This is a genomic window from Streptomyces sp. LMG1-1-1.1, assembly GCF_040815545.1.
Classification (GTDB): Bacteria; Actinomycetota; Actinomycetes; order Streptomycetales; family Streptomycetaceae; genus Streptomyces.
In genome coordinates this window covers 131,883-155,407 of sequence record NZ_JBFPNH010000017.1, presented here as the reverse complement: position 1 = coordinate 155,407, position 23,525 = coordinate 131,883, and the positions used below count along the sequence as shown (strand labels likewise).

Sequence of the window (23,525 nt, the reverse complement as noted above, 5' to 3'; positions counted from 1 at the left end):
CGTCGAGCGGCCGAGCGGCCGTCGCCGCAGGGCGCTGGCCGCGGCGCAGGAGCGTGCGGCCGCGGCCGAAGCCGGGCCGCGGACGCCGTTCGCGCTGCCGCCGGCCGACGCCGACCGTGCGCCCGAGGTGGCGGAGGCCGGTGGTCTTTCCGCCGCTCCCGAGCTTGGATCCGCTCCCCAGTTTGGACCCGTGCCCGGGCTCGGTTCCGCTCCGGGGGTCGGTTCCGCTCCCGGGCTCGGTTCCGCTCCCGCGCTTGGATCCGTACATCAGCATGGATCCGTACCCCAGCATGGATCCGCTCCCGAGCTTGGATCCGTGCCCGGGCTCGGTTCCGTGCCGGTGCCCGGGGCCGTACCCGGGGCTCTGCCCGTGGCCGGTGCGCCCGGCGCTCCGGCGGGCGGGGCGCTGCCGGTGTCCGACGAGGGGCGGCACGAGGCCGTACGGGGGGTGCCGGGCGCCGATCACACGCCTCCGCAGCCGCATCCGCTGCCCAGGTCCCCGCTGCCCGAGGAGTTCCGGGACGGGGCGCGGGCCGAGGCGACCGGGCGTCGCCGGGCCGTGTCGCCGCCGTCGGCGCGGGACGGGGGCGGGGCCGGGGTCGAGACGCGGAGCGTCACCGGTTCCGGGACGGGCACGGGCACGGGCACGGGTTCGGGGACGGGCACCGGTTCCGTACCGCTGCCGCCCGAGTTGCCGATGCCGAAGGACTCGACGCAGGGGCGGGCGTTCAGCGTCCGTACGCTCGGGCAGGGCGTGCCGTTCGTGCCGCCCGCGCAGGTGGCGCCGGTGGCCCCGACGACGCCTGCCGTGGCCCCCGCCGCGCCCTCCAACGGGTCGGGGCGGCGGCGGAAGCTCGCGACGCCGCCCGAGGTGGACCCGCCGGCTCCGGCGGCGCTGCCCGCGGCGGCCGGTGCCGAGGTCGAGGTCAGGCCGCACCCGCAGTCCTCGCCCGAGGCCGCGCTCGGGCTCGTCCCGGCGGCGCCCGAGGGCCGCGCGTACGCCATAGGGGCGCCCGCCGAGGGCTCCGCCGAAGGCCCCGAGCCGCTCGACGGTCCCGGCGGCGCGGTCGAGGTCGCCAACCGGCCGGCCCCGCGTCCCGTCGACGACGAGCTGCCTCCGGAGCCCCTCGACAACCCGCGCCGGCTGCTCGTCTGGCCCGCGCCCGACGTCGCCACCCAGCAGGCGCTGAGCGACCGCGGCTACCGGCCGGTGATCGTGCACTCCCGCGAGGAGGTCGACGCGCAGATCGCCGCCTTCCCGGCCGCGCTGTTCGTCGACCCGCTGACCGGGCCCATCACCCGCACCGCGCTCCAGTCGCTGCGTCAGGCCGCCGTCGCCGCCGAGGTGCCGGTGCTGCTCGCGGCGGGTCTGGGGCAGGCGACCAGGGAGGCGGCGTACGGCGCCGACCCGGCCGTACTCCTCAAGGCGCTCGCGCCGCGCGACAGCGAGCAGCACCCGTCCCGGGTCCTGCTGATCGAGGAGCACGAGGACATCGCGGACGCGCTCGCGGCCACCCTGGAGCGGCGCGGGATGCAGGTGTCGCGGGCGGCGACGGACACGGAGGCGGTCGCGCTCGCCTCGGAGACGCGGCCGAACCTGGTCGTCATGGACCTGATGCAGGTGCGCCGCCGCCGCGCCGGGATCATCGACTGGCTGCGGGCGAACGGGCAGTTGAACCGCACCCCGCTCGTCGTCTACACCTCGGTCGACCTCGACGAGGAGGAGCTGCCGAAGCTGGCCTCCGGCGAGACGGTCCTCTTCCTCGCCGAGCGGTCGAACAGCACCGAGGTCCAGGCCCGGATCGTCGACCTGCTCGCGAAGATCGGCACCAACTAGGCACGGCAAAAGGGAAAGGGGAGGGCGCCCCCGCCCTCCCCTTTCCGTCCGGAGACCCTCTCGGTCAGAGCTGGGTCACGTCCAGCTCGCCCTCCGCGTACTGCCTGCGGATGACCTTCTTGTCGAACTTGCCGACGCTCGTCTTCGGCACCGCCGGCACGATCGCCCAGCGCTCCGGCAGCTGCCACTTGGCGATGCCGCCCTCGTCGGCGAGGAACGCCCGCAGCGTCTCGTAGTCCGCGGTCCCGCCCTCCTTGAGGACGACGGTCGCCAGCGGGCGCTCGCCCCACTTCTCGTCCGGTACGGCGACGACGGCGGCCTCGGCGACCTCCGGGTGGGCCATGAGGGCGTTCTCCAGCTCGACGCTGGAGATCCACTCGCCGCCGGACTTGATGACGTCCTTGGCGCGGTCGGTGAGGGTGAGGAAGCCGTCGGGGCTGATCACGCCGACGTCGCCGGTCTTCAGCCAGCCGTCCTCGCTGAACTTGTCGGCGGGGCGGATCTCCTCGGCGTCGATGCCGCCGAAGTACGAGCCCGCGATCCAGGTGCCGCGCACCTCGAGCTCGCCCGCCGACTCGCCGTCCCAGGGCAGGTGCTCGCCGGAGGGGCCGACCAGGCGGGCCTCGACGCCGGCCGGGAAGCGGCCCTGCGTGACGCGGTAGGGCCACTCCTCCTCGGCGGTGAGGCCGTGCGGCGGGTGGGCCATCGTGCCCAGCGGGGAGGTCTCGGTCATGCCCCAGGCGTGGCAGAGGCGGACGCCGAGCCGGTCGTAGGCCTCCATGAGGGAGGGCGGACAGGCGGCGCCGCCGATGGTGACCTGGACCATCGAGGAGAGGTCGCGGGGGTGGGCGGTGACCTCGGCGAGCAGGCCCTGCCAGATGGTGGGGACGGCGGCCGCGTGCGTCGGCTTCTCGCGCTCGATCATCTCGGCGAGCGGGCCCGGCTGGAGGAAACGGTCCGGCATCAGCATGTTGATGCCGGTCATGAAGGTGGCGTGGGGCAGGCCCCACGCGTTGACGTGGAACTGCGGGACGACGACCAGGGTCGTGTCCCGGTCGGTGAGGCCCATCGACTCGGCCATGTTGACCTGCATGGAGTGCAGGTAGATCGACCGGTGGGAGTAGACGACGCCCTTCGGGTCGCCGGTGGTGCCGGAGGTGTAGCACATCGCCGCGGCCGAACGCTCGTCGAGCTCGGGCCAGTCGTACGTGGTCGGGCGGCCGGCGATCAGCTCCTCGTACTCGTGCACGCGCGGCACGGCGCCGTCCAGGACGGAGCGGTCCCCGGGGCCCGCGACGACGACGTGCTCGACCGTCGGCAGGTGCGGGAGCAGCGGGGCGAGGAGGGGGAGCAGGGAGCCGTTGACGATCACGACCCGGTCGGCGGCGTGGTTGACGATCCACACCAGCTGCTCGGGGGGCAGACGGAGGTTGAGCGTGTGGAGGACCGCGCCCATCGAGGGGATCGCGAAGTACGCCTCGACGTGCTCGGAGTTGTTCCACATGAGGGTGGCCACCCGCTGGTCGCCGATGACCCCGAGTTCGTCGCGCAGGGCGTTGGCCAACTGGTGCGCGCGGGCCCCGGCCTCCGCGAACGTGCGGCGCTGCGGCTCGGGCTCGCCCGTCCAGGTGGTGATGGTGGACTTCCCGTGGATCGTCATCCCGTGCTTGAGGATGCGGCTCACGGTCAGCTGTACGTCCTGCATGGTGCTGTACACGGGGCGTCCTCCCGGTGGGCGCTACGTGGCAGTTAGGGGTGTGGAGATTCTGCGCACGTACCGCGCGGTATGTCACTACCCGGGAGTACGGAAATTGCCAGTGATCGCTGGCGGAAGAGGGCGAACGGCGGGCCCTACGCCCCGTTTCGCTACCGTACGGGGGTCAGCTCCGGGTCCTCACGGAGCTTGCCGAGCGCCCGGGACACCGCGCTCTTCACCGTGCCGACCGACACCCCCAGCACCTCGGCGGTCTGCGCCTCGCTCAGGTCCTCGTAGTACCGCAGGACCACCATCTGCCGCTGCCGCTCCGGCAGCTTCAGGACCGCGCGCCACATCGCGTCGTGCAGCACCTGCCGGTCGGCCGGGTCGGGCTCCGGCAGCCCCGTGGGTTCCGGCAGCTCCTCGCAGGCGAACTCGTCGACCTTCCGCTTGCGCCACTGCGACGTGCGGGTGTTCAGCAGCGCCCGGCGGACGTAACCGTCCAGCGCCCGGTGGTCCTCGATGCGCTCCCAGGCCACGAAGGTCTTGGTCAGCGCGGTCTGGAGGAGGTCCTCGGCGTCCGAGGGGTTGGCGGTCAGGGAGCGCGCGGTGCGCAGGAGCACGGGCCCGCGCGCTCGTACGTACGAGGAGAAGGACGGGTACGACGCGTACTGCGAGGCACCGGCGCAGACGGGGCCAGAGGGTGGCGGAGTCATGACTCCACGCTAGGAGGGGACGGGCCCCGGCGGATCGGCCCCAGGTCCCGAACCCCGCTCCGCCTCAGGTTGTAGGGGCGGGGACGGCTCCACCTCCTCTGGGTGGAGTCCCCCCACCCCCGCCTCAGGGTCGGAACCTGCCTGGGGAGGACATCACCGGGCCCGGATCGGGGGCGGAGGGGAGGGGGAGGAAGGGGGAGGAGGGGAGGGGGCGGGCGTGGGGCCCGGTGCGCTGGGCGGCGGTCCGCGCGGATCGCGGAGGCGGATCGCGGAGGCGGATCGCGGAGGCGGATCGCGTGGACCGCGTTCAGCGCTCCTGTACTGGTCGGGGGCGGGTCGCCGCGAACGCGGTCCTGGTCGTGACGCGGGCGACCGGTGCGTCCACCTCGCTGCGGTCGATGTGGAGCAGGCGACCGCCGTGCGACTCGGCGACGTCGCCCACGTACTGGTGGATGCGGGCGTGCGGCGTCCAGGCCTGCGGGTGCAGCACCGACTCGGTGTACAGCGACGGCTGCCCCCGCCAGCGCGCGAACCACATCACGGCCGGCAGGTCCTTCGTGCCCGCCCTCCGCTGCGCCTCGATGTCCCTGACCCCCGAATCGGCGCTGCTGTAGAAGCCGGGGACGTAGCCGAGGCGCCGCACCTCCCGGTTCCAGGCACGGACGAACGAGAGGGTCGTCGCGGCGCACCGCGCGTCACCCCGCTCGTAGGCCTCGATGTCGAGGTACAGCGGGCTGCTCGCGCCCATCCCCAGGGCCTGCGCCGCCCGGACCGCCTCGGCCCCCTCGTTGGTGCCCTGCCGCGAGGGGTCGGCGCCGATCGCGTACGGCCGCTTGGCGGGCGAGACGACGCACGGCGCCTGGGAGCCGACGAACAGGGGCAGCAGCCGCCAGCCCATGGCGTGCACCGAGGCGACCCACGCCGCGCTCAGCTCCCGCTGCTTCGGGCACCCCCGGCCCCGGCCGCCGAAGTAGACCCCCACGGCCCCGTACGACGAGCTGCGCCACGCCTTCATCACCGCGACCGACGGCGCCTCACACGTGTCGAAGGCCTTGCCCTCGAAGTACGCGAGCGCGGGCGCACCGGCGAGAGCGGGGGCGGTGCGCAGGCGCGCCCCCGCCGGGTCGGGCGCGGGGGCGGGGCCGGGGGCGGGCGCGGTCAGGAGAGTGGCCCCGGCCACCGCCACCATCAGGGCGGCCAGCACCGACCGCGCCCCGAGAGGCGACGCGGAACGCGAGCGGCTCGCCGGTGAGAGCGAGGGCGGCGAGGGCGGCGAGGACGGCGAGGGCGGCGAGGAGGACGAGGGCGGCGAGGAGGACGAGGAGGACGAGGTGGACGGTGGCGGCGGTGCGGGCGGTGAGGTGGACGGTGACGGCGGCGCGGACGGTGACGTGGACGGTGACGGCGGCGCGGACGACGAGGACCGGTGCTGCGGCGCGGACGACGAGGACCGGTGCTGCGGCGCGGACGACGAGGACGGGTGCGGTGGCGCGGACGAGGGGGACGAGGTCGGTGGCGGCGGTGGCGGCGGTGTCTCGGGTACGGGGTCGGGTTCGGGTGCGGCAGGGGGGCGGGCGCTTGTGCTCATGGCGCGAGTGAAGGACCGCCCGAGCCACCCGGCCACCGCTGGGCCCGTCGCCTCAGCCGTCCGTGCCCAGGATCAACCCGGACGTGGGAACCCCGGTGCCCGCCGTCACCAGGGTCCGGGCCGCGCCGGGTATCTGGTTGACGGAGGTGCCGCGCACCTGGCGTACCGCCTCCGCTATGCCGTTCATGCCGTGGAGGTAGGCCTCGCCGAGCTGACCGCCGTGGGTGTTCAGCGGGAGGGCGTCGGCCGCGACGAAGTCGGCCGCCTCGCCGGGCCCGCAGAAGCCGAACTCCTCCAGTTGCATCAGCACGAACGGGGTGAAGTGGTCGTAGAGGATGCCCACGTCGATGTCGGTCGGCGCGAGTCCGGACGTCCGCCACAACTGCCGGGCGACGACGCCCATCTCCGGCAGCCCCGTCAGATCGTCCCGGTAGAAGCTGGTCATGGCCTCCTGCCGGCGTCCGGCACCCTGCGCCGACGCCAGGATCACGGCGGGCGGATTCCGCAGGTCACGGGCGCGCTCGGCGGAGGTGACGACGATCGCCTGACCGCCGTCGGTCTCCTGGCAGCAGTCGAGGAGCCGGAGCGGCTCGACGATCCAGCGCGAGGCGGCGTGGTCGGCGAGGGTGATCGGCTTCCCGTGGAAGTAGGCGGCGGGGTTGCGGGCCGCGTGCCGCCGGTCGGTGACGGCGACGTGGCCGAAGGCGTCCGGGGTGAGCCCGTAGGTGTGCAGATAGCGCTGGGCGGCCATGGCGACCCAGGAGGCCGGAGTGAGCAGCCCGAAGGGCAGTTGCCAGCCGAGGGCCGCGCCCTCCGCCGAGGGCTCGCGCTGCTGGACGCCGGAACCGAAGCGGCGGCCCGAGCGCTCGTTGAACGCCCGGTAGCAGACGACGACCTCGGCGACCCCGGCGGCGACGGCGAGCGCGGCCTGCTGCACGGTGGCGCAGGCCGCCCCGCCGCCGTAGTGCACGCGGGAGAAGAACGACAGCTCGCCGATGCCGGACGCCTGGGCGACGGTGATCTCGGGGTTGGTGTCCATGGTGAAGGTGACCAGGCCGTCGACGTCGGCGGGGGTGAGCCCGGCGTCGTCGAGGGCCGCCCGCACCGCCTCGACGGCGAGGGAGAGTTCGCTGCGGCCGGAGTCCTTGGAGAACTCGGTCGCCCCGATGCCCACGACGGCCGCCCGGCCGCCCAGCTCGTCCCTGCTGCGGAGGCTCATCGCCCGACCTCCACGGTGACCGTCCCGGTGACGTGGTGTCCGAGCCCGTTCGCCCCGACGACCCTGACGCCGACCGTGTCCCCGTCCACCTCGGTGACCGTCCCGGTCAGGACCATGGTGTCCCCGGGGTGGTTGGGGGCGCCGAGCCGGATGGCGACCTTGCGGAGGACGGCCCGGGGGCCGAAGTGGTCGGTGATGTACCGGCCGACGAGCCCGTTGGTGGTGAGGATGTTCATGAAGATGTCCGGGGACCCCTTCTCCCGGGCCAGTTCGGCGTCGTGGTGCACGTCCTGGTAGTCGCGGGAGGCGACGGCCCCGGCGACGATCAGGGTGCGGGTGATCGGGATCCGCAGCGGCGGCAGTTCGTCCCCGGGCTTCATGACGGGTCCCCCTCCGCGAGCAGGTCGCCGAGCTCGGCGAGGAGTTCGGTGCCGCAGCCCAGATAGGCGTCGAGCTGCCGGCCCCACAGGAAATGGCGGTGGACGGGGTGGTCGAGGTCCGCGCCCATGCCGCCGTGCAGGTGCTGTCCGGCGTGCACGACCCGCTTCCCCGCCTCGGACGCCCACCAGGCGGCGGTCAGGGCCGCCGCCCCGGCGTCCAGGCCCTCGTCGAACCGCCAGGCCGCCTCGTAGGTCGTGACACGGATGGCCTCGGTGTCCATATGGGCGTCGGCGGCCCGCAGTTGCACCGCCTGATGCGTGGCCAGCGGCCGCCCGAACTGCTCCCGCACCGACGTGTACGCCACGGCTCTCGCCAACGACCCGGCGCACACCCCCGCCTGCAGCCCGGCGAAGGCGATCCGCGCGGCGGCGAGCACGTCCGCGTAGGCCGCCGCTCCGGGCCCGCCGAGCCGCTCGCCGGTCGGCCCTGACTGCCCGGCAGGCCCCGCGCGCCCTGCCCCCGTCCGCGCCACCGCCCCGCCCAACCGCTCGGCGGGCGTCCCCGCCAGGACGAGCCGGCCGGCCGACCAGGGCGCGGTGAGCTCGACGGCCTCGACGGCCGCCGCGTCCTCCGTGCGGACCAGCCACAGGGCGTGCTCCTCGTCGGGGACGAGGACATGGGTGGCGTCCCTGAGCCACGGCACCCACTCCACGACCCCAGTGAGCCGCCCGCCACCGGAGGCCACGACTCCGCCTGCCTCCCCGTGAGCCGCGTCGTCGCGGGTGGCGGGGGTGGCGGGGGTGTCGCGGGAGTCGCGGGAGTCGCGGGTGTCTTGGGAGTCGCGGGTGGCGCGGGAGGTGACCGTGTCCGGGGCCGGCAGGGCGCCCGTCACCACCGTCGTGCCGTCGCGGAGGCCGGGAAGGAGGCGGGCGCGCTGTTCCCGGGTGCCGTGCCGGGTGACGGCGAGGATCCCGTACACACAGGTCGCGGCGAACGGGACCTGGGCGGTGACGCGGCCCTGTTCCTCCAGGAGGAGGACGAGGCCGAGGAGGCCGGTGTCCTCGACGGCGCCGGGGAGGCCGGCCGCGCAGAGGGCCTTCCAGAGCTCGGCGTCGGTGCCGGTGCCGGCGGCCCTGAGCCGGTCGTGGGTGGCGAGGTCGCCGAAGATCCGTCCGGCCAGCTCCCGGGCGGCCTCCTGCTCCTCGGTGGGCGTGAAGTCCATGTCAGTCCTCCCCTCCCGCGCGGAAGACGGGAAGCTCCAGCTCCTCGTCGACCCGCAGGAACTCCAGCCGCACCGGCATGCCGATCCGCACCTTGTCGTACGGCACTCCCACCACGTTGCTGATCATCCTTACGCCCTCGGCGAGTTCGACGAGCCCGACCGCGTAGGGCGGATCGAAGGCCGGGAAGGACGGGTGGTGCATCACGACGTACGAGAAGACCGTCCCGGCGCCGCTCGCCTCGACCGTGTCCCACTCCCGCGAGCCGCAGTCGGCGCACCCCGGCAGCCAGGGGAAGCGCAGGGCCGCGCAGGCGCCGCAGCGCTGGATGAGCAGCTTGTGCGCGGCCACTCCTTCCCAGAACCCGGCGTTGTCCCGGTTGACCACGGGACGCGGCCGCCTGGCCTTCGGCCGCCCGCCCTCGGTCCCGCCGCTGATCCCGCCGCCGGTGCCGGTCCCGGTGCCCCCGCCGACACCGGTGCCGGCCTCCGCGCCCGTCCCGGTCTCCGTCTCCGTCCCCGTCCCCGTGCCCGTCCCCGTCCCGGTCCCTGTCCCGGTCTCCGTCCCCGTCTCCGTGGGGCGCCGGCCGGCGGGGGCGTACTTGAGGATGCGGAAGCGGTGGGTGCCGGCGAGGGTGCCGCCCGCCCGGACGTCCATCCGCGTGGTCACGAAGTGCCCCGCGCCGAGCTTGGTGGTCTTGCGCGGCGACACGGACTCGATGACGGCGTCGAAGGTGATCTCGTCACCCGGCCGCAGGGGCCGCAGGTACTCCTGCTCGCAGTCCGTCGCGACCACCGACGTGTACCCGGCGCCGTCGAGGAGGGCGAACAGCTCGTCGTACGCCCCGGAGCGGTCGGTGTGTCCGGAGAGGCCGCCCATCGTCCACGCCTGGAGCATGGTCGGCGGAGCGACGGCGTCCGGCCCCCCGTAGGCGGGGTGGGCGTCCCCCATGGCCTCGCACCAGTGCCTGATCATGGGCAGGTTGACCGGGTCCTTGCCGGTGCCCCCGACGGCGGCCGGCCGGCCCTCGTACGCGGCGATCAGCTCGTACAGCCCGTCCGCCGTCCGTTCCGTCCCGCTCATCGCCGCCCCCTCCCCTTCATGCCGAGCCGCATCCTCGCGACGATCTCGCGCTGCACCTCGCTCACCCCTCCCCCGAAGGTGTTGATCTGCGCGGCACGGTTCATGCGCTCCAGCTCACCGCCGTCGAACTCCCCCGGCGATCCCGCCCGCACCGTCCCCGCCCCGCCCGCGATCTCCTGACATATTCGATACACCTCCACCGCCGATTCGGTTCCCGCGAACTTCACTCCGCTCGCGTCGCCCGGGGCCAGCCGGCCGCCCCCCACGTCCCCCACCAAACGCCAGTTCAGCAGGCGTGTCGCCGCCAGTCGGGCGTGCGCTTCGGCGGCTCGAATCCGGATCCACGGCTCGTCAACACGGCGCCTGCCCGTCACCGGATCGGGGGTACGCGCCCGGTCGAGTACGGCGCCGAAGAAGTCCTCGGCCTGCATGCCGATCGCGGCGAGAGCGACCCGCTCGTGGTTCAGCTGGCTGGTGATGAGCCCCCAGCCGCCGTGCTCGGGCCCGACGAGGTTGCCCGCGGGGACCCGGATCCCGTCGTAGTACGTGGCGGTCGTCGTCAGCCCGCCCACGGTCGCGATGGGGGTCCAGGAGAAGCCGGGGGCGTCGGTGGGGACCAGGACGATGGAGATGCCCCGGTGCGGGGGCGCGTCGGGGTCGGTGCGGCAGGCGAGCCAGATCCAGTCGGCGTTCTGGGCGTTGGAGGTGAAGATCTTCTGCCCGTCGATCACCCAGGAGCCGTCGTCCGCGGGGCTCCCACCCGCCGCGCTCCCCTCGGCCGGGGCCGGGTCCCGAACCGCCCGGGTGCGGAGGGAGGCGAGGTCCGTGCCCGCTTCGGGCTCGCTGTACCCGATGGCGAAGACGGTCTCGCCGCGCAGGATCCGGGGCAGGAAGAAGGCCTTCTGCTCCTCGGTCCCGTACGCCATCAAGGTCGGTCCGACGGTGTTGAGGGTGACCATCGAGACGGGGGCGCCCGCGCGGTACGCCTCGTCGAAGAAGACGAACTGCTCGTCCGGGCCACGCCCCTGCCCGCCGTACTCCTCGGGCCAGCCGAGGCCGAGCAGCCCGTCGGCGCCGATGCGGCGGAGCAGTCGGCGCTGGGCGGCCGTGTCGTCGGGGGGAGGCGGGCCGTCGGGCATCAGCTCCCGGAAGTACGCGCGGAGTTCGGCGCGCAGCCGCAGCTGCCGCTCGGTCGGGGCGAGGTGCACGGCGACGGCCTCCCGTGGGACGACTGAGGTTTCTGACTGTCCGTCAGATTCAGGACCCCTGTCAAGGTCGAAGACGCCCGCACCCGGTTCCGGCTTCCGCTCGGCCCCCTCGGGGGCCTTCGCGCACCCTCGGGTCGGGCACCCGCCCACGAAACGCGTGACGGCCCGCGCGACGGTACCGAAGTACCGCCGCACAGGCCGTCGTTCACACCGCGGTCACGCCCCCCGTCGGGCCGGCTCCCGTGCTGCCGGTCACCACCACGGGTTGAAGTTCACCACGTTGTTGGACTGGGCGATGTGGGTGAAGGCGGAGCCGTTCACACTCGCGGTGTTGTTCTGGTTGGAGGCACCGGATCCGGTCGCCACCTGCTGCGTGGTGGTCGAGTTGCCGTGGTTGTCCCCACCCACGCCGCTCCCGATGATCGAGGCGACGCTCGTGTTCGATCCGTCGTCCGCGAACCCGCCGTTGTCGGCCTGGGCCACCCCCGTGAAGAGCGCGGCGGCGAGGGGCAGGGCGGCGGCAGCGGCGAGGACGCGGGCGGTACGGATGCTTGCCATATGTGTTCCTCCGGGAACTGAAACTGGTGCTGTTGCACGGAGCTGCTCTGAACGGACCTGAAGGGATCTGAACGGTTCTGAACCGATCCGAGCTGAGCTGGTCTGAAGTACGGCTATGTCCAAGGCAGTTGGCCTACCGCCCCGGTCGTTTTCTGCTCGACGTCGCGAATCCAGAGTTGCCCACCGAATCCCCGGCGAACCACCCCGGAGCGACCGATTCCCCCGCAAGCGTGAGGACAAGCCGATAAACCCCGGCAGTCCGACGAAAGCCGCAGCTCACCGCGGTGAACACGCGTCGCTACGAGCACGGCCCGTGCGCCGCAAGAGAGGAAGCGTTCCGGCATCCCCTCCGCCGACCGCCGCCCCGGAGCGGACGCCACGGCGCGTCTCCCGCGCGGGGGGATCGAGCACATTCACGACCCAGGGGTAGGCGTTCGAACCGATCCGCGCCCCGCCACGCCCCCGGGACGCCTCCGGGGCGCCCCCTAGACGCCCGCGTCCCCCACTGCCCCCTAGACGCCCGCGTCCCCCACCGCCGCCTCGAAGGCCGCGTACGCGGGCGCGTCGAAGAGCACGAAGCGCACTTCCTCCACCTCGGTACGGGCCGTCCGCACCGTCTCCACGGCGATCCGGGCGCCGTCGTCCATAGGCCAGCCGTAGATACCGGTGGAGATCGCGGGGAACGCGACCGTACGGTCGCCGAGCCCGTCGGCCACGCGGAGGGACTCGCGGTAGCAGGAGGCCAGCAGTTCCGAGCGGTCCTCGTCCCGCGACCAGACCGGGCCGACCGTGTGGATCACGTGGCGGGCCGGCAGCCGTCCCGCCGTGGTCGCCACGGCCTGCCCGGTCGGCAGGCCCTTGCCGTAGTGCGAGCGGCGCAGATCCTGGCAGGCGGCGAGGATCTCCGGGCCGCCCTTCCGGTGGATGGCGCCGTCGACCCCGCCGCCGCCCAGCAGCGAGGAGTTGGCGGCGTTGACCACGGCGTCCGCCGCCTCCGCGGTGATGTCCCCCTGAACCAGCACGATGCGCACCACGGCGAGCCGCCCTTTCCTCCGGTCTTCCCCCGCCGGATTCAAGCCCCCGGGACACGCCCCGGCCATCGGATTTCCCGCCGCGCGACCCGGAAGGGGCGCCCCGGGTGAATCCGGGGCGCCCCTTCACCGTCCGGCGTACGGACCTGCCGGCACCCGCGACAACGGGTTCGGCGCGGCCCTACTGCTGGGGCGGCTTGTCCTGACCCGGACCCGGGTCCGGGCGTCCCAGCTGCTCCCTGAGCTTCTCCTGGCCGGTGTCGACCTGGCCGCTGTACTTGCCCTGGGTCTTCTGGTCGACGAAGTCGCCGGCCTTGTCGATGCCTTGGGACGCCTGATCCTCGTGGCCCTTCAGCATTCCCTTGAGCTTGTCCAACATGGACATCCTGGCCTCCTCGCACGATTCCGGCCCCTCCAGCATCACCGCACCCCCGGCAATCCGCATCCGCTGAGCCGTCCCACCCCGAAGCCGTGCGACCATCACCGAACATCCGGACATCCGGACATCCGGACATCGGAACATCGGAACTTCTCCGAACTTCCCCGAACGGACGTACGCAGCGTTCGTATGCTCTGGCCATGACACTCTTTCGGTCGCGCGGCCGACGCGAAGCCGGTCTCCAGACACTGAACGACTTAGCCGAGGTGAGAGCCCTCTACCAAGCGGGGCGCTACGCCGAGGCGGAGGCCGGGGCCCTCTCCATCGCCGCCGCGCAGAAGCGGCCGCACGACGAGCCGTTCGCGCCGATGGCGCTGGGCGTCGCCGCCCTCGCGGCCGGCGCCCTGGGCCGCAGCGACGAGGCGCTCGCCACCTTCGACGCGCTGTTGCCGGACTACGACCGGATCTTCGGCCCCGACCACACGATGACCCTGAAGTTGCGCACCGACCGCGCCCAGGCGCTGAACATGCTCGGCCGGCACAACGAATGCGAGGCGGAGTGCGTCGAGGTCATGCACCTCGCGGCCCGCAACGAGACGCCGGAGATGCCGTACGTCGTGATGGCCGCCCTCAACGGGCAGATCGCGGCCCTCAACGCGCTGGGCAACTACCAGGCGGTCGAGGGGCTGACGCGTGACTTCCTCGCCGCCCACGACCGCGTGGACCAGTTCACCCTGGTCGTGCGGCTCTCCCTGACCACCAGCCTCAACGCCCAGGGCCGCCACGAGGAGGCCATCGCCGAAGCGGAACGCGCGGACGAGATACACCGCAGCCTGCCCGCGGAGCAGCGCGGTCCGGAGGCCGGCGCCGCCGACCTCGCCACGGCCATGGCCCTCCACGGCCTCGGCCGCGACGCCGAGGCCCGCCCGCTGGCCGCCGCCGTCCACGAGGCCAGCCTGACCGCCTTCGGCCCGGACAACAACCGCACCATCCAGGCCCTGGCACTGCTCACCCGCATCGACGGGGGCTGAGCCCCGCTCCGCGCCGCACCCGGCCGTTACGCGCAGGGCGGGCCCCGGAATCCGGGGCCCGCCCTGCGACCTGCCGCTTCGTACGTCAGACGGGGGCCTCGGTTCGGGAGCACCCGTACCTGCTCGCCATGTCGTACTCGTGGCCGACCGAGATCCCGCGCGTACATGCGGCGCACACGGCGGAATTCACGGGGTTGACCCGCAGGACGTAGACGTCCTCCAGGGCGAGCACCGCGTCCACCTGCTCCTTGCCGTGCTCCGCGATGCCCTGCTGGACGAACTCGAACGCACCGTAGACGGCCCCGCATTCGCACGCGACCCGGTTGGAGTACGAGTGGCCCATGCCCTCGACCCCCAGCTCGGACTCGATCCTTTGCAGCTCCTCGCTCGAGACGGGCTCCAGCCCCCGCTCCTTGATCCGCTTGGGCGTCCAGTACCAGGACTTGACCCTCGCCCCCTGCTCCGGAGTGAGGTAGAACGTCGCGGACCTGCCCTGCCGCAGGGTGTCCTGCACGGCGGCGACGACCGTGCTGTCGTCGGCCGAGATCACCGCTTTTCCGCCGCCGACGACGGCCTCGACGGAGTCGAGCGAGAAGCCTGCCATGACGCGTACCTCCAGGAAGGGCAGGGAAGGCCAGGGATGCTCCGACCCACCGGGAAGAGCCCCGGCCGAAGCCCCGAGCGCGTACGCCGCGGGCGACAACCCACGCCTGCTGCGATCGTCACCCACGGTGTGGCCCTTCGCCAGCCGGGACCGCCACCAGGACCACGGCCCACCCACCCACCCACCCACCCACCAGGAAGCCCCTGACAGCGCGCACCGCCCGGAAGGTCCCCCACGCCGCGACGCCCCTCGTCCAGGCCCCCGTACACGACCGAGGGGCGCCCCTCACCGGGACGCCCCTCGTCATCCGGCGCACGCGCCGGCCTGCTGCGGTGGGTGTGGGATTTGAACCCACGGTGACATCGCTGCCACGACGGTTTTCAAGACCGTTCCCTTAGGCCGCTCGGGCAACCCACCTGTGCCCCGCCTCACCTGCTGCGGAGCGGCTACAGCCTACCGGCTGGGCGCTGCTGCGGATGTACGCACTTTTGGGGGTGCGCGGAGGGTCGAGCGGCGGGGGGACGGGGGATCATCCTGTGCGGTCCGGTCAACGCGTGGGAACCGCGAGCGAGTTCGTGTGCGTGCTCCCTGCGTGACGCCCGTGGTCGGGGTGACCGGTTCCGGGGTGGGAGTGGCGTCGGAGTGGGAGGGGCATCACCGTTGTCCATCAGCAGTCTTCCTGTGCCGTTCCATCTGGATCCGCCGCCGCCGGAGTCGTTCCGGAAGCGGCTGCGGCGCATGCTGCGGTCGCGCAAGGCGCTGTCCGGTGTGACGCAGTGGTTCGTGGACTGGGGGCTTCCGCTGGCGGTGGTCGTCGGCGGCCTGTACTTCCTGGCGGCGCGGGGCGAGGGGTACAAAGACGTCTACAAGACGTTCACGCTCATCGACCCGCCGAGCGGCCTCCCGTCGTGGGGCGCGTCGCTCATCGGGTGGCTCCTCGTGCCCGCGATCATCGGTGGGGTGGCCGGTCACGTCATCGCCACCCGCATCCGGAGCGTGAAGCAGCTGACGACGAGCGGTCTCTTCCGGAGGCGGAAGCTCGGCGACAGGCTTCGGCCGCCGTCGCGGATCGCGTACCTGGGCGACTACTTCAACAAGTCGCCGGAAGCCCACGCGCTGGTCGACAACTTCGTGCGCCGGGCGCACCGGAATCACTGGCTTCTGGCACAGGACCACTGGGAAGTACTGGTGCGCGACACGATGTGCACGGCGGAGTACGCGGAACTGGGCCGGGCCGAGTGCCTGCGGCAGGCCCAGGACCTGACGAGCATCCACGTCCGCACCGCCGCCACCGCCGGACAGTGCGTCGTGTGCGCGGCGCGCCAGATCTGAACGGATCCACCCGGCCATGACGAGCAGGACGAACAGGAGGGGTTGACGGATGCGTACGCGAAGCGCGGTGGAGATCGCCCGGGCATCCCTGGCACTGGCTTATCCGCAGGCGACCGAGGACGGGTTGGACCGGGCCGCGCAGCTCATGGTGCGGTGGAGTTCGGAGGGCGTCGGCGAGCGGCTCGACGGCGAGCTCACCGAGCTCCTGCTCCGGGACCTGCAGACGATCACGGAGAGCCCGACCCCGGTCGAGCGAGTCGCCGACGAGTGGCGGCAGGAGGCCGCCCCGCCGGCGCGCCGTGTCTGGCGGCGGACTTCGGACCTCCCGCCGGACGTACCGCCGGACGTGCCGCCGGCCACGTCCACCCGCGGCTGACCCGCCGGCGCCTGACTGGCCGCGCCGGCTTACGGGGGAGATGGTGGGCGTGCTCGGGGTGGGCGTCGGCGTGTTCGACGGTCGGGCGTGACACGAGGGAGGGGAGCGCCGGGTGTCCGGTGCTCCCCTCCCTCGTGTGCGACGGGGGGGGGTCGCCAGCTGTCTCCGTCGTGTGCGACGGGGGGCCGTCAGCTGTCTCCGTCGTGTGCGACGGGGGGCCGTCAGCTGTCGCCGTCGTGTGCGACGGGGGGCCGTCAGCTGTCGCCGGTGCGCTCGCCGAGGGTGACCGTGGTCGTGGCGGTCTTGCCGTCGCGCTCGTAGGTGACCTGGACGGAGTCGCCGGGCTTGTGGGTCCAGATCTCGCTGATGAGGGTGGGGCCGCTGTCGATCTGGTGGCCGCCGAAGCCGGTGATCACGTCGCCCGCCTTCAGGCCCGCCTTGGCCGCGGGGCCGTTCGCGGTGACGGGGGCGCTGCCGCCGGCGCCCTGGGAGGCGATGGTGGCGCCGCTGCCCTTGCCGTTCATGTTCACGGTCGCGCCGATCACCGGGTAGACCGGCTTGCCGGTCTTGATGAGCTGCTGGGCCACGTTCTTGGCCTGGTTGACCGGGATGGCGAAGCCGAGGCCGATCGAGCCCGCCTGGGACTGGCCGAAGCCGCTGCCGGTGGACTGGATGGCCGAGTTGATGCCGATCACGGCGCCGCTCGCGTCGAGCAGCGGGCCGCCGGAGTTGCCGGGGTTGATCGAGGCGTCAGTCTGCAGCGCGCTCATGTACGAGTTGCTGCCGCCGGAGCCGTCGCCCGAGGCCACCGGGCGGTTCTTGGCGCTGATGATGCCCGTGGTCACCGTGTTCGACAGGCCGAAGGGCGCGCCGATGGCGATCGTCGAGTCGCCGACGGCGACCTTGTCGGAGTCGCCGAGCGCCAGCGGCGTCAGCCCCTTCGGGGCGTTCGTCAGCTTCAGGACGGCGACGTCGTAGCCCTGGGCCCGGCCGACGACCTCGGCGTCGTACGACTTGCCGTCCGAGAAGGTCACGGAGAGCGTGCCGCCGTCCGCGGCCGACGCCACCACGTGGTTGTTGGTGACGATGTGGCCTTCGTGGTCGTACACGAATCCCGTGCCCGTGCCGCCCTCGCCCTCGCTGCCGCCGGACTTCGCCTGGATGGTCACCACGCTCGGCAGCGCCTTCGCCGCCACCGCGGCGACCGTGCCCGCTTCGCGCTTGAAGGAGGCAGGGGCGTCGCCGGAGGAGACCGTGGTCGAGCTGAAGCCGCCGTTGTCGCCGCGCTCCGCCGCCCAGTAGCCGATGCCGCCGCCGATGCCGCCGGCGACGAGCGCCGCGACCAGGACGGCCGCGACCATGCCACCGGTCCGCTTGCGGGCCCCGGGGGCGGGCTGTGCGGGCGGGGGCGGCGCGCCCCAGGCCGGTACCGCCGGCGGGGGCGGCGGCCAGCCACCGGCCGCGGCGTGGGCCTGGGCCGGTGCGCCCGCGGGGGCCTGCGCATAGGTGTGCCGGCCGTGCGCCGGGTCGGGCATGGACTGCGGGTGGGCGGGGGCGGGGGCGGGTGCCTGGGAATCGGTCCGGGGCAGCGTCCGGGTCGGGGCCGGCTCGGGCTCCGCGGGAGCGGCCGGGGCGGGTGCCGGGGCCGCCGGGTCCGGGGTGGCCTGGGCCGGAGGCTCCGTCGCGTCCGCCGTGTCCGCCGCGTCCTTCGCGCCCGTCGTGTCCTTCGCGGGCGGGGTCGTCGGGGGTACGGGAGGCGTGGGAGGGGCGGACGGGGCAGCCGGGTCCGCCGGAACCGCCGTGCCCTCGTTCTCGGTGCTCACAGCTCGCTCTCCTCGTTGACTGCGGGATGGTGGTCCTGCTGGCCACCTACTGCTCCAGGGTGCTGTACCAGCTTTTCCCACAGGACGTCGGGCCGCTGTAAGGCGGAGCTGTGCGTTCGCACCCAGACCTTTATATACGGACAGAACGGACTCACTCCGGTGTGCCCGCCGCACCCCGCCAATGGCACCATGACGCCGTGACTCACGCACGGCAGCACCAGAACCGCGTCCCCCTCCAGGTCGTCGCCCACCGTGGAGCATCCGAGGACGCACCGGAACACACCCTGGCCGCCTATGTGAAGGCCATCGAGGACGGCGCCGACGCCCTGGAGTGCGACGTCCGGCTCACCGCCGACGGCCATCTCGTCTGCGTCCACGACCGCCGCGTCGACCGCACGTCGAACGGCCGCGGCGCGGTGTCCACCCTCGAACTGGCCGATCTCGCCGCGCTGGACTTCGGGACCTGGAAGGGATGGGAGGAGTCAGGCGAGAGCCCGGACCGGAAGGCTCCCGGCTCGACCTCCGTCCTCACCCTGGAGCGCCTCCTGGAGCTGGTCTCCGACGCCGGGCGCCGGGTCGAGCTGGCGATCGAGACCAAGCACCCGACCCGGTGGGCGGGCCAGGTCGAGGAGCGCCTGCTCCAGCTCCTCAAGCGCTTCGGCCTGGACGAGCCGGAGTCCCCCGCCGACTCTCCCGTACGGATCATGAGCTTCTCGGCCCGTTCGCTGTCCCGGATCGCCGCGGCGGCGCCGACGCTGCCCACGGTCTCGCTGGCCCAGTTCGTCTCGCCCCGGCTGCGCGACGGGCGGCTTCCCGCGGGTGCGCGCATCGCGGGTCCGTCGATCCGGATCGTCCGTCACCACCCCGCGGTGATCCTCCGGCTCCAGAAGGCCGGGCACCAGGTCCACGTCTGGACGGTGGACGACGCCGAGGACGTCGAGCTCTGCGAGCGCCTGGGCGTTGACGCGATCATCACCAATCGCCCGAAGCAGGTACTGGCCCAGCTGGGCCGCGACTGAGCTTCGATATACCGACTTGTCCCGTTTCACCCGTCTCCCTTTTCCCACCCTTCACAGGACACAACAGGACTTACAGGGAGTGCACCGGCGCGTTCCGTGTGTACGCGATCGTCACGAGTGCGTCATCGAACGCGGATTGGCCGGTTTCCGGTCCAGGCCTGCGGGGCATCCACACGGTGGCGTGGGGCAAAGGAGGTCTCGGGGGTGGCGTTGGTGGTGGCACAAGAGGTGCCCACGTCGTCGAGCATGGCCGTACCCCATGGCCCTGCCGGCGTCGGTGAGGCGAGGCACCGGATGCGGGACGAGCTGTACCGCAGCGGGGTGTCCGAATCGGTCGTCGACGACGCGGTGCTGATCCTTTCCGAACTGCTCAGCAACGCCTGTCGTTACGGCAGGCCGCTGGGGTGCGCGGATCGGGGCGACGGCGACGTACGGGCGGCCTGGCGGGTCGATCCGGCGGGCGGCCTGCGGGTCGAGGTCACGGACGGCGGCGGTCCGACGCGCCCCGTTCCGTCGACGCCCTCGGTCACCGCGCACGGCGGCCGCGGGCTGAACATCATCGGCGCGCTGTCCCAGGACTGGGGCGTACGGGACAGCGCGACCGGCGAGGTCACCGTCTGGGTGGTGGTCACCGAGGGACACCGCCGCGAGGACTTCGCGGCCCGCGTCGGCGGCGGCTCCGGCTTCGACTTCCTGGACGCGTACGACGACCTGGACTGACCCCGGCCCGACGAGGTCCGGCTACCCGGCCGACCAGGTCCGGCGCCACGGACCGACCAGGTCCGGCGCCACGGACCGACGAAGTCCGGCGACCCGACCGGCGAGAACCCGACGCCACGGATGGACCAGGTCCGGCGCCACCGACCGACCAGGTCCGGCGACCCGACCGGCGAGATCCCGACGCGACCGACCCCGCAAGGTCCGGCGACCCGACCGGCGAGATCCCGACGCCACGGACCGACAGGTCCGGCGCCACCGACCCGCGAGTCCCGGCCCTTCGGCCGGGAGGGCCGCGCCCCGCCTGAGGGGCGGTCGGGCCCGGTGCGGCTAGGCTCGCGCCCGATACAGCACGCACTCAGCGCACACAGCGCGCAGCACGCCGCGATCGGGAGAAAGCCACACCATGGCCAAGAAGCGCCCCCAGACGAAGGCCGGCAAGACCGGTCAGGCACAGGTCACGAGCGGGGAGATCCCGGTCGTCGGTGCCCGCGAGCCGTGTCCGTGCGGTTCGGGCCGCCGCTACAAGGCGTGTCACGGCCGGGCCGCCGCCCACGCCGTGACCGAGCTCGTCCAGCGCCCCTTCGAGGGCCTGCCCGGCGAGTGCGACTGGGTCGCGCTGCGCGAGCTGGTGCCCGCCGCCACCGTGCCGCTCACCCTGAAGGGCGGGCTGCCCGAGGGCGTGCCGTCCGTGACGCTCGCGACCGTGCTGCCGATGGCGTGGCCGGCGCTCCGCCGCGACGACGGCTCCGTCCTGCTCGCCCTGCAGAACGACTCCACCTCCGGCGACCTCGCCCGCGATCTGGCCGACACCCTCCAGCGCGCCCTGGAGGCCGAGCCGGGCACCCCGGTCCCCGCGCGCCGCGTGCCGGCCGAGGGCCCGCGCCTGCAGGAGCTGCTCGACGCGGACGCCGTGTTCGCGCCCGAGGTCCACACGGGCTTCGAGTTCTGGATCCCGCAGTCCGCGGACGGTGGCGACCCGGAGGTCGCGGCCTCCCTGGAGCGGGCCAACGCGGCCGCGATCCCGACCGTGAAGCTGACGGGCGTGGACTCCGCGTACTGGTGCGAGACCCCGGACAAGAACCACCTCCGCTGGGTCATGCCGCACCCGGAGGAGAAGCTCCTCGACGCGCTCGCCCGCCTCCAGGCCGGCGAGGGCACCTCGCTCGGCGCGGACACCCGGCTCGTCGGCTCCTTCCGCGCGCACGGCCTGATGGTGCCGGTGTGGGACCTGCCGACGTCGATGACGGCCGAGGAGTGCGAGAAGCCGGCGGCCGAGTTCGCCGAGCGGCTGGCCGAGGCGCTCGCCTCGGACGCTCCGCTGACGGCGGAGGAGCGCCGGGCGCGCGGTGGCCTCACGAACCGTCAGGTCACTCTCAGCTGATACCCCAGGTGGTATCGGTGACTGACAGACCGACCAGTCGGTGACTTCCGCCACAACGCGGTCGGGGGACGGGTAAATCCCTGTCCGAATAACCGAGATCGAATTTGCGAACAGCAGATCTCTTGTTACCGTTCTGGAAGCCCGGTCGCTGGTGCATCCCCCGTCGCCAGCGATCGGGCCTTTCCATGTCCGCTCCCGGCTCGGCCGGAGCGTCGACGCTCAACTTCCTTCGCTGTCCGCCGTGTTGCTGCCCGAGCGCAGCAGCAGCGGAGTGCCCGCGCCTTCGCCCGTGCCCGCGAATTCCGATACCGCCGTATAGGCCGTGGCCGCGCCGCGACCACGCTCCGGAGGCGTTTCACAGGTTCCCGGTTCGTCCTGCGCGGGCACCGGGCAACGCACCTGAACGGTCCGCCCGCCGGGGGCCATGAGGGTAAGAAACGCGTCGAGATCCTGGCGCGTGGCGTTCCGGTAGTACGTGCGCGCCCAGACGTCGGGACCCTCGCTCAGGACACAGGTCTGCGCCTCGACCCCCTCGGGGGAGGCGAGTTCCGGACCACAGCGCGTGACCCGCTCCGGGGCCGCCGGAGTCGCCGGGGTCGCCGAAGCTCCGGCCGCGCGGGGAGCGGCCGGAGCGGGAGAAGCGGGCGTACGCGTCCCGAGGCCCAGGCCCCTCAGCAGCTCCCCCGCCTTGGCGTCACCCGCGCCGGAGGGGCGTACGGGGTCGCCCGTCGGCCCCGCCATGGCGACGAGCGGCAGCAGGACGGCCACCGTGACGGCGGTCCCGAGTCCGACCACGCGGAGGTTCACCGGACTCATGGAACCCACCTGCTCCTGCTCGGCTGGAGATCTCGAACGGTGGGCTGAACATAGCGGCGGGCGGCGGGCGCCCGGCCTGCCGCGCGCCCGTTCCCGGACAAGTCGGCCCGGGACGCACCCGTTCGGGTGAACGCCCGCCGGCGCGGCCACGCCGACCCCGGCACCCCGGTCGCCCGCTCCGGCCGCGCCGATCCCGGTCTCGCGGTCGCCCACTCCGGCCCGCCGGTCCCGGCACCCCGGTCGCCCGCTCCGGCCGCGCTTGCCCCCGGTCTCGCGGCCGCCGGCACGGCCGCGCCCCCGCCCCCGCCGGCCCGGCCCTCAGTACGTCAGTCGGCTTCCGCCGCCCGGGGTGCTCGTGCTCGCCTCGACCAGGGCGTCGACGACCGCCTCGACGTCGGGCAGCCAGGGGCGGGCCGAGCCCGCGAGCGGCGCGCGCTCCCACCGCACCTGGCCGGTGCCCGTGACCGAGGGCGGCAGGAGGAGGTAGCCGCCCTCGCCGTGGAACCGGAGCGAGCTGGGCACGCTGTCCTTCGCGTAGAGCAGCTCGCCCAGCCGTTCGAGGTCGTACGGGGCGACGAGGATCGACCACCGGGTCGGCGTCGCCACCACCGGGCCCAGCCGCATGCCGGTCGCGGCGAGCGCTGCGAGGGCCCGCGCGCCCGCCACGGCGGGCAGGCTGACGGCGCAGGGCGCGTCGCCGCCGGTGGCGAGGAGAACCGGGGCGTCCGGGCGCCTGGCCCACCACCAGCGGACCATCCGGTCGTCCGTGGTGGCCGCGAGCAGCCCGGGGTCGTACGGGTGCGCCCCGGGGACCGCGCAGTCGGGGTCGGGGCAGGCGCAGGCCGCGGCGGCGGCCGTACGGGTCGTCGTTCTCAGGCCGGCTCCCGGCAGGACGGGCCAGTCCCACTCGACGGCGAAGGTGACCACCGCGTCGAGCCGGGCGGTCCTCGCCTTGCGCCGGGACCGGAGCCTGCGTCGCCTTCCGAGGATCTCGCGCATGTGCGCTCGTTCCTTTCCGTTGAACGCCGAATCCACATCACACCATGTGCAGGACACTTCACTGTGCGTATCAGCGCGTACCGGGTCGGCGGGGTGGCACCCCGCGTCCGAGCGGGGCCGGCCGGGCCGAATCCAGGTGGAACCAGGTGGAACCGAGCGGAACCAGGTGGAGCCAGGTCAGAGCCAGGTGGCGCCGGGCCGTCTCCGGGGGCGGGTCGGAACACGTTCCCCGCCACGCGGGAGGGGGGCGCGGCCTGCGGCATGTAAGACGCCGGGGTCCCGCGTCACGTTCCGGGGCAGCTCCAACTGCCCCTGCCTGTCACCGATTACGTACCCAGCACGCTCGGAATGACGCGCTTTCAAACGACGCCAGTCGACCGCAAAAGGTGCACACCGGGGACAATTTTCGGCCAACTTCCCGCGCACTTCAACCCTTGCGCACGACCTCACGGACACCACAAGTCCCGTGGGGACAATGCTGGACATCGTTCCTCTTGTGCGTGTACAT

The 23,525-nt window shown here is 73.3% G+C and carries 21 protein-coding genes, 1 tRNA gene and 1 pseudogene; 7 read left to right on the top strand and 16 right to left on the bottom strand.

Annotated elements, in window-relative coordinates:
* Positions 1-1,837: pseudogene (locus MRBLMG1_RS08745) on the top strand (PAS domain S-box protein); the annotation flags it as partial.
* 64 nt (positions 1,838-1,901) lie between these two features.
* On the opposite strand, the gene MRBLMG1_RS08740 reads toward MRBLMG1_RS08745, so the two are convergent.
* From MRBLMG1_RS08740 to MRBLMG1_RS08690, 11 genes are all read right to left on the bottom strand, one after another.
* Positions 1,902-3,554: a long-chain fatty acid--CoA ligase gene (locus MRBLMG1_RS08740; protein WP_367822396.1), complete on the bottom strand. Its 1,653-nt coding sequence runs from the start codon at positions 3,552-3,554 to the stop codon at positions 1,902-1,904.
* A 149-nt stretch (positions 3,555-3,703) separates the two neighbouring features.
* On the bottom strand, positions 3,704-4,249 hold the full coding sequence (locus MRBLMG1_RS08735) for a SigE family RNA polymerase sigma factor (protein WP_367822395.1): 546 nt from the start codon (positions 4,247-4,249) through the stop codon (positions 3,704-3,706).
* Positions 4,250-4,556: 307 nt separating this feature from the next.
* The gene (locus tag MRBLMG1_RS08730) at positions 4,557-5,438 is read right to left on the bottom strand and encodes a DUF1906 domain-containing protein (RefSeq protein WP_367822408.1); all 882 of its coding nucleotides are present in this window, start codon (positions 5,436-5,438) and stop codon (positions 4,557-4,559) included.
* Between the two features lie 451 nt (positions 5,439-5,889).
* A complete protein-coding gene (locus MRBLMG1_RS08725) occupies positions 5,890-7,056 on the bottom strand; it encodes a lipid-transfer protein (RefSeq protein ID WP_367822393.1) in 1,167 nt (388 codons plus the stop codon).
* Positions 7,053-7,436 carry a MaoC family dehydratase gene (locus tag MRBLMG1_RS08720; RefSeq protein WP_367822391.1) on the bottom strand — a complete coding sequence of 128 codons (384 nt, stop codon included), beginning with the start codon at positions 7,434-7,436 and terminating at the stop codon, positions 7,053-7,055. The genes MRBLMG1_RS08725 and MRBLMG1_RS08720 overlap by 4 nt, the downstream gene beginning before the upstream one ends.
* Positions 7,433-8,659 (bottom strand): acyl-CoA dehydrogenase family protein, encoded by a 1,227-nt coding sequence (locus MRBLMG1_RS08715; protein ID WP_367822389.1) that lies wholly within the window; start codon positions 8,657-8,659, stop codon positions 7,433-7,435. The genes MRBLMG1_RS08720 and MRBLMG1_RS08715 overlap by 4 nt, the downstream gene beginning before the upstream one ends.
* Position 8,660: 1 nt before the next feature.
* Positions 8,661-9,740: a bifunctional MaoC family dehydratase N-terminal/OB-fold nucleic acid binding domain-containing protein gene (locus MRBLMG1_RS08710; protein WP_367822387.1), complete on the bottom strand. Its 1,080-nt coding sequence runs from the start codon at positions 9,738-9,740 to the stop codon at positions 8,661-8,663.
* Positions 9,737-10,948, bottom strand: coding sequence for an acyl-CoA dehydrogenase family protein (locus tag MRBLMG1_RS08705; protein ID WP_367822385.1), 1,212 nt, complete (start codon positions 10,946-10,948; stop codon positions 9,737-9,739). The genes MRBLMG1_RS08710 and MRBLMG1_RS08705 overlap by 4 nt, the downstream gene beginning before the upstream one ends.
* A 252-nt stretch (positions 10,949-11,200) precedes the next feature.
* Positions 11,201-11,506 carry a hypothetical protein gene (locus tag MRBLMG1_RS08700; RefSeq protein ID WP_367822384.1) on the bottom strand — a complete coding sequence of 102 codons (306 nt, stop codon included), beginning with the start codon at positions 11,504-11,506 and terminating at the stop codon, positions 11,201-11,203.
* Positions 11,507-12,018: 512 nt separating this feature from the next.
* Positions 12,019-12,540, bottom strand: coding sequence for an O-acetyl-ADP-ribose deacetylase (locus tag MRBLMG1_RS08695; protein WP_367822382.1), 522 nt, complete (start codon positions 12,538-12,540; stop codon positions 12,019-12,021).
* Positions 12,541-12,718: 178 nt separating this feature from the next.
* The gene (locus MRBLMG1_RS08690) at positions 12,719-12,922 is read right to left on the bottom strand and encodes an antitoxin (RefSeq protein WP_367822381.1); all 204 of its coding nucleotides are present in this window, start codon (positions 12,920-12,922) and stop codon (positions 12,719-12,721) included.
* A 194-nt stretch (positions 12,923-13,116) separates the two neighbouring features.
* Between MRBLMG1_RS08690 and MRBLMG1_RS08685 the strand changes: the two genes are divergently transcribed.
* Complete coding sequence (locus MRBLMG1_RS08685; protein ID WP_367822379.1) at positions 13,117-13,947, top strand: tetratricopeptide repeat protein; 831 nt, start codon at positions 13,117-13,119, stop codon at positions 13,945-13,947.
* 85 nt (positions 13,948-14,032) lie between these two features.
* Here MRBLMG1_RS08685 and MRBLMG1_RS08680 read toward each other — a convergent pair whose 3' ends face one another.
* Positions 14,033-14,551 carry a hypothetical protein gene (locus MRBLMG1_RS08680; protein WP_367822376.1) on the bottom strand — a complete coding sequence of 173 codons (519 nt, stop codon included), beginning with the start codon at positions 14,549-14,551 and terminating at the stop codon, positions 14,033-14,035.
* 330 nt (positions 14,552-14,881) lie between these two features.
* Positions 14,882-14,968 (bottom strand) — tRNA-Ser (locus tag MRBLMG1_RS08675).
* A 243-nt stretch (positions 14,969-15,211) separates the two neighbouring features.
* Between MRBLMG1_RS08675 and MRBLMG1_RS08670 the strand changes: the two genes are divergently transcribed.
* Entirely contained in the window at positions 15,212-15,883 is a 672-nt protein-coding gene (locus MRBLMG1_RS08670; RefSeq protein ID WP_367822374.1) for a DUF6313 family protein, read from the top strand.
* Between the two features lie 49 nt (positions 15,884-15,932).
* Positions 15,933-16,259, top strand: coding sequence for a hypothetical protein (locus MRBLMG1_RS08665; RefSeq protein WP_367822372.1), 327 nt, complete (start codon positions 15,933-15,935; stop codon positions 16,257-16,259).
* A 254-nt stretch (positions 16,260-16,513) separates the two neighbouring features.
* Here MRBLMG1_RS08665 and MRBLMG1_RS08660 read toward each other — a convergent pair whose 3' ends face one another.
* The gene (locus MRBLMG1_RS08660) at positions 16,514-18,082 is read right to left on the bottom strand and encodes a S1C family serine protease (RefSeq protein ID WP_367822370.1); all 1,569 of its coding nucleotides are present in this window, start codon (positions 18,080-18,082) and stop codon (positions 16,514-16,516) included.
* 197 nt (positions 18,083-18,279) lie between these two features.
* On the opposite strand from MRBLMG1_RS08660, the gene MRBLMG1_RS08655 reads away from it, so the two are divergent.
* The 3 genes from MRBLMG1_RS08655 to MRBLMG1_RS08645 all read left to right on the top strand — a co-directional run bounded on the left by MRBLMG1_RS08655 (position 18,280) and on the right by MRBLMG1_RS08645 (position 21,202).
* Positions 18,280-19,101: a glycerophosphodiester phosphodiesterase gene (locus MRBLMG1_RS08655; RefSeq protein ID WP_367822368.1), complete on the top strand. Its 822-nt coding sequence runs from the start codon at positions 18,280-18,282 to the stop codon at positions 19,099-19,101.
* Between the two features lie 117 nt (positions 19,102-19,218).
* On the top strand, positions 19,219-19,821 hold the full coding sequence (locus MRBLMG1_RS08650; protein ID WP_367822366.1) for an ATP-binding protein: 603 nt from the start codon (positions 19,219-19,221) through the stop codon (positions 19,819-19,821).
* 403 nt (positions 19,822-20,224) lie between these two features.
* On the top strand, positions 20,225-21,202 hold the full coding sequence (locus tag MRBLMG1_RS08645; RefSeq protein WP_367822364.1) for a DUF5926 family protein: 978 nt from the start codon (positions 20,225-20,227) through the stop codon (positions 21,200-21,202).
* A 219-nt stretch (positions 21,203-21,421) separates the two neighbouring features.
* Here the strand turns inward: MRBLMG1_RS08645 and MRBLMG1_RS08640 are convergent, their stop codons facing one another.
* Together MRBLMG1_RS08640 and MRBLMG1_RS08635 are read right to left on the bottom strand one after the other, a co-directional pair.
* Entirely contained in the window at positions 21,422-22,018 is a 597-nt protein-coding gene (locus MRBLMG1_RS08640) for a hypothetical protein (RefSeq protein ID WP_367822363.1), read from the bottom strand.
* Between the two features lie 318 nt (positions 22,019-22,336).
* Positions 22,337-23,017, bottom strand: a complete 681-nt coding sequence (locus MRBLMG1_RS08635) for a bifunctional DNA primase/polymerase (RefSeq protein ID WP_367822361.1) — start codon at positions 23,015-23,017, stop codon at positions 22,337-22,339.
* Positions 23,018-23,525: the final 508 nt, after the last annotated feature.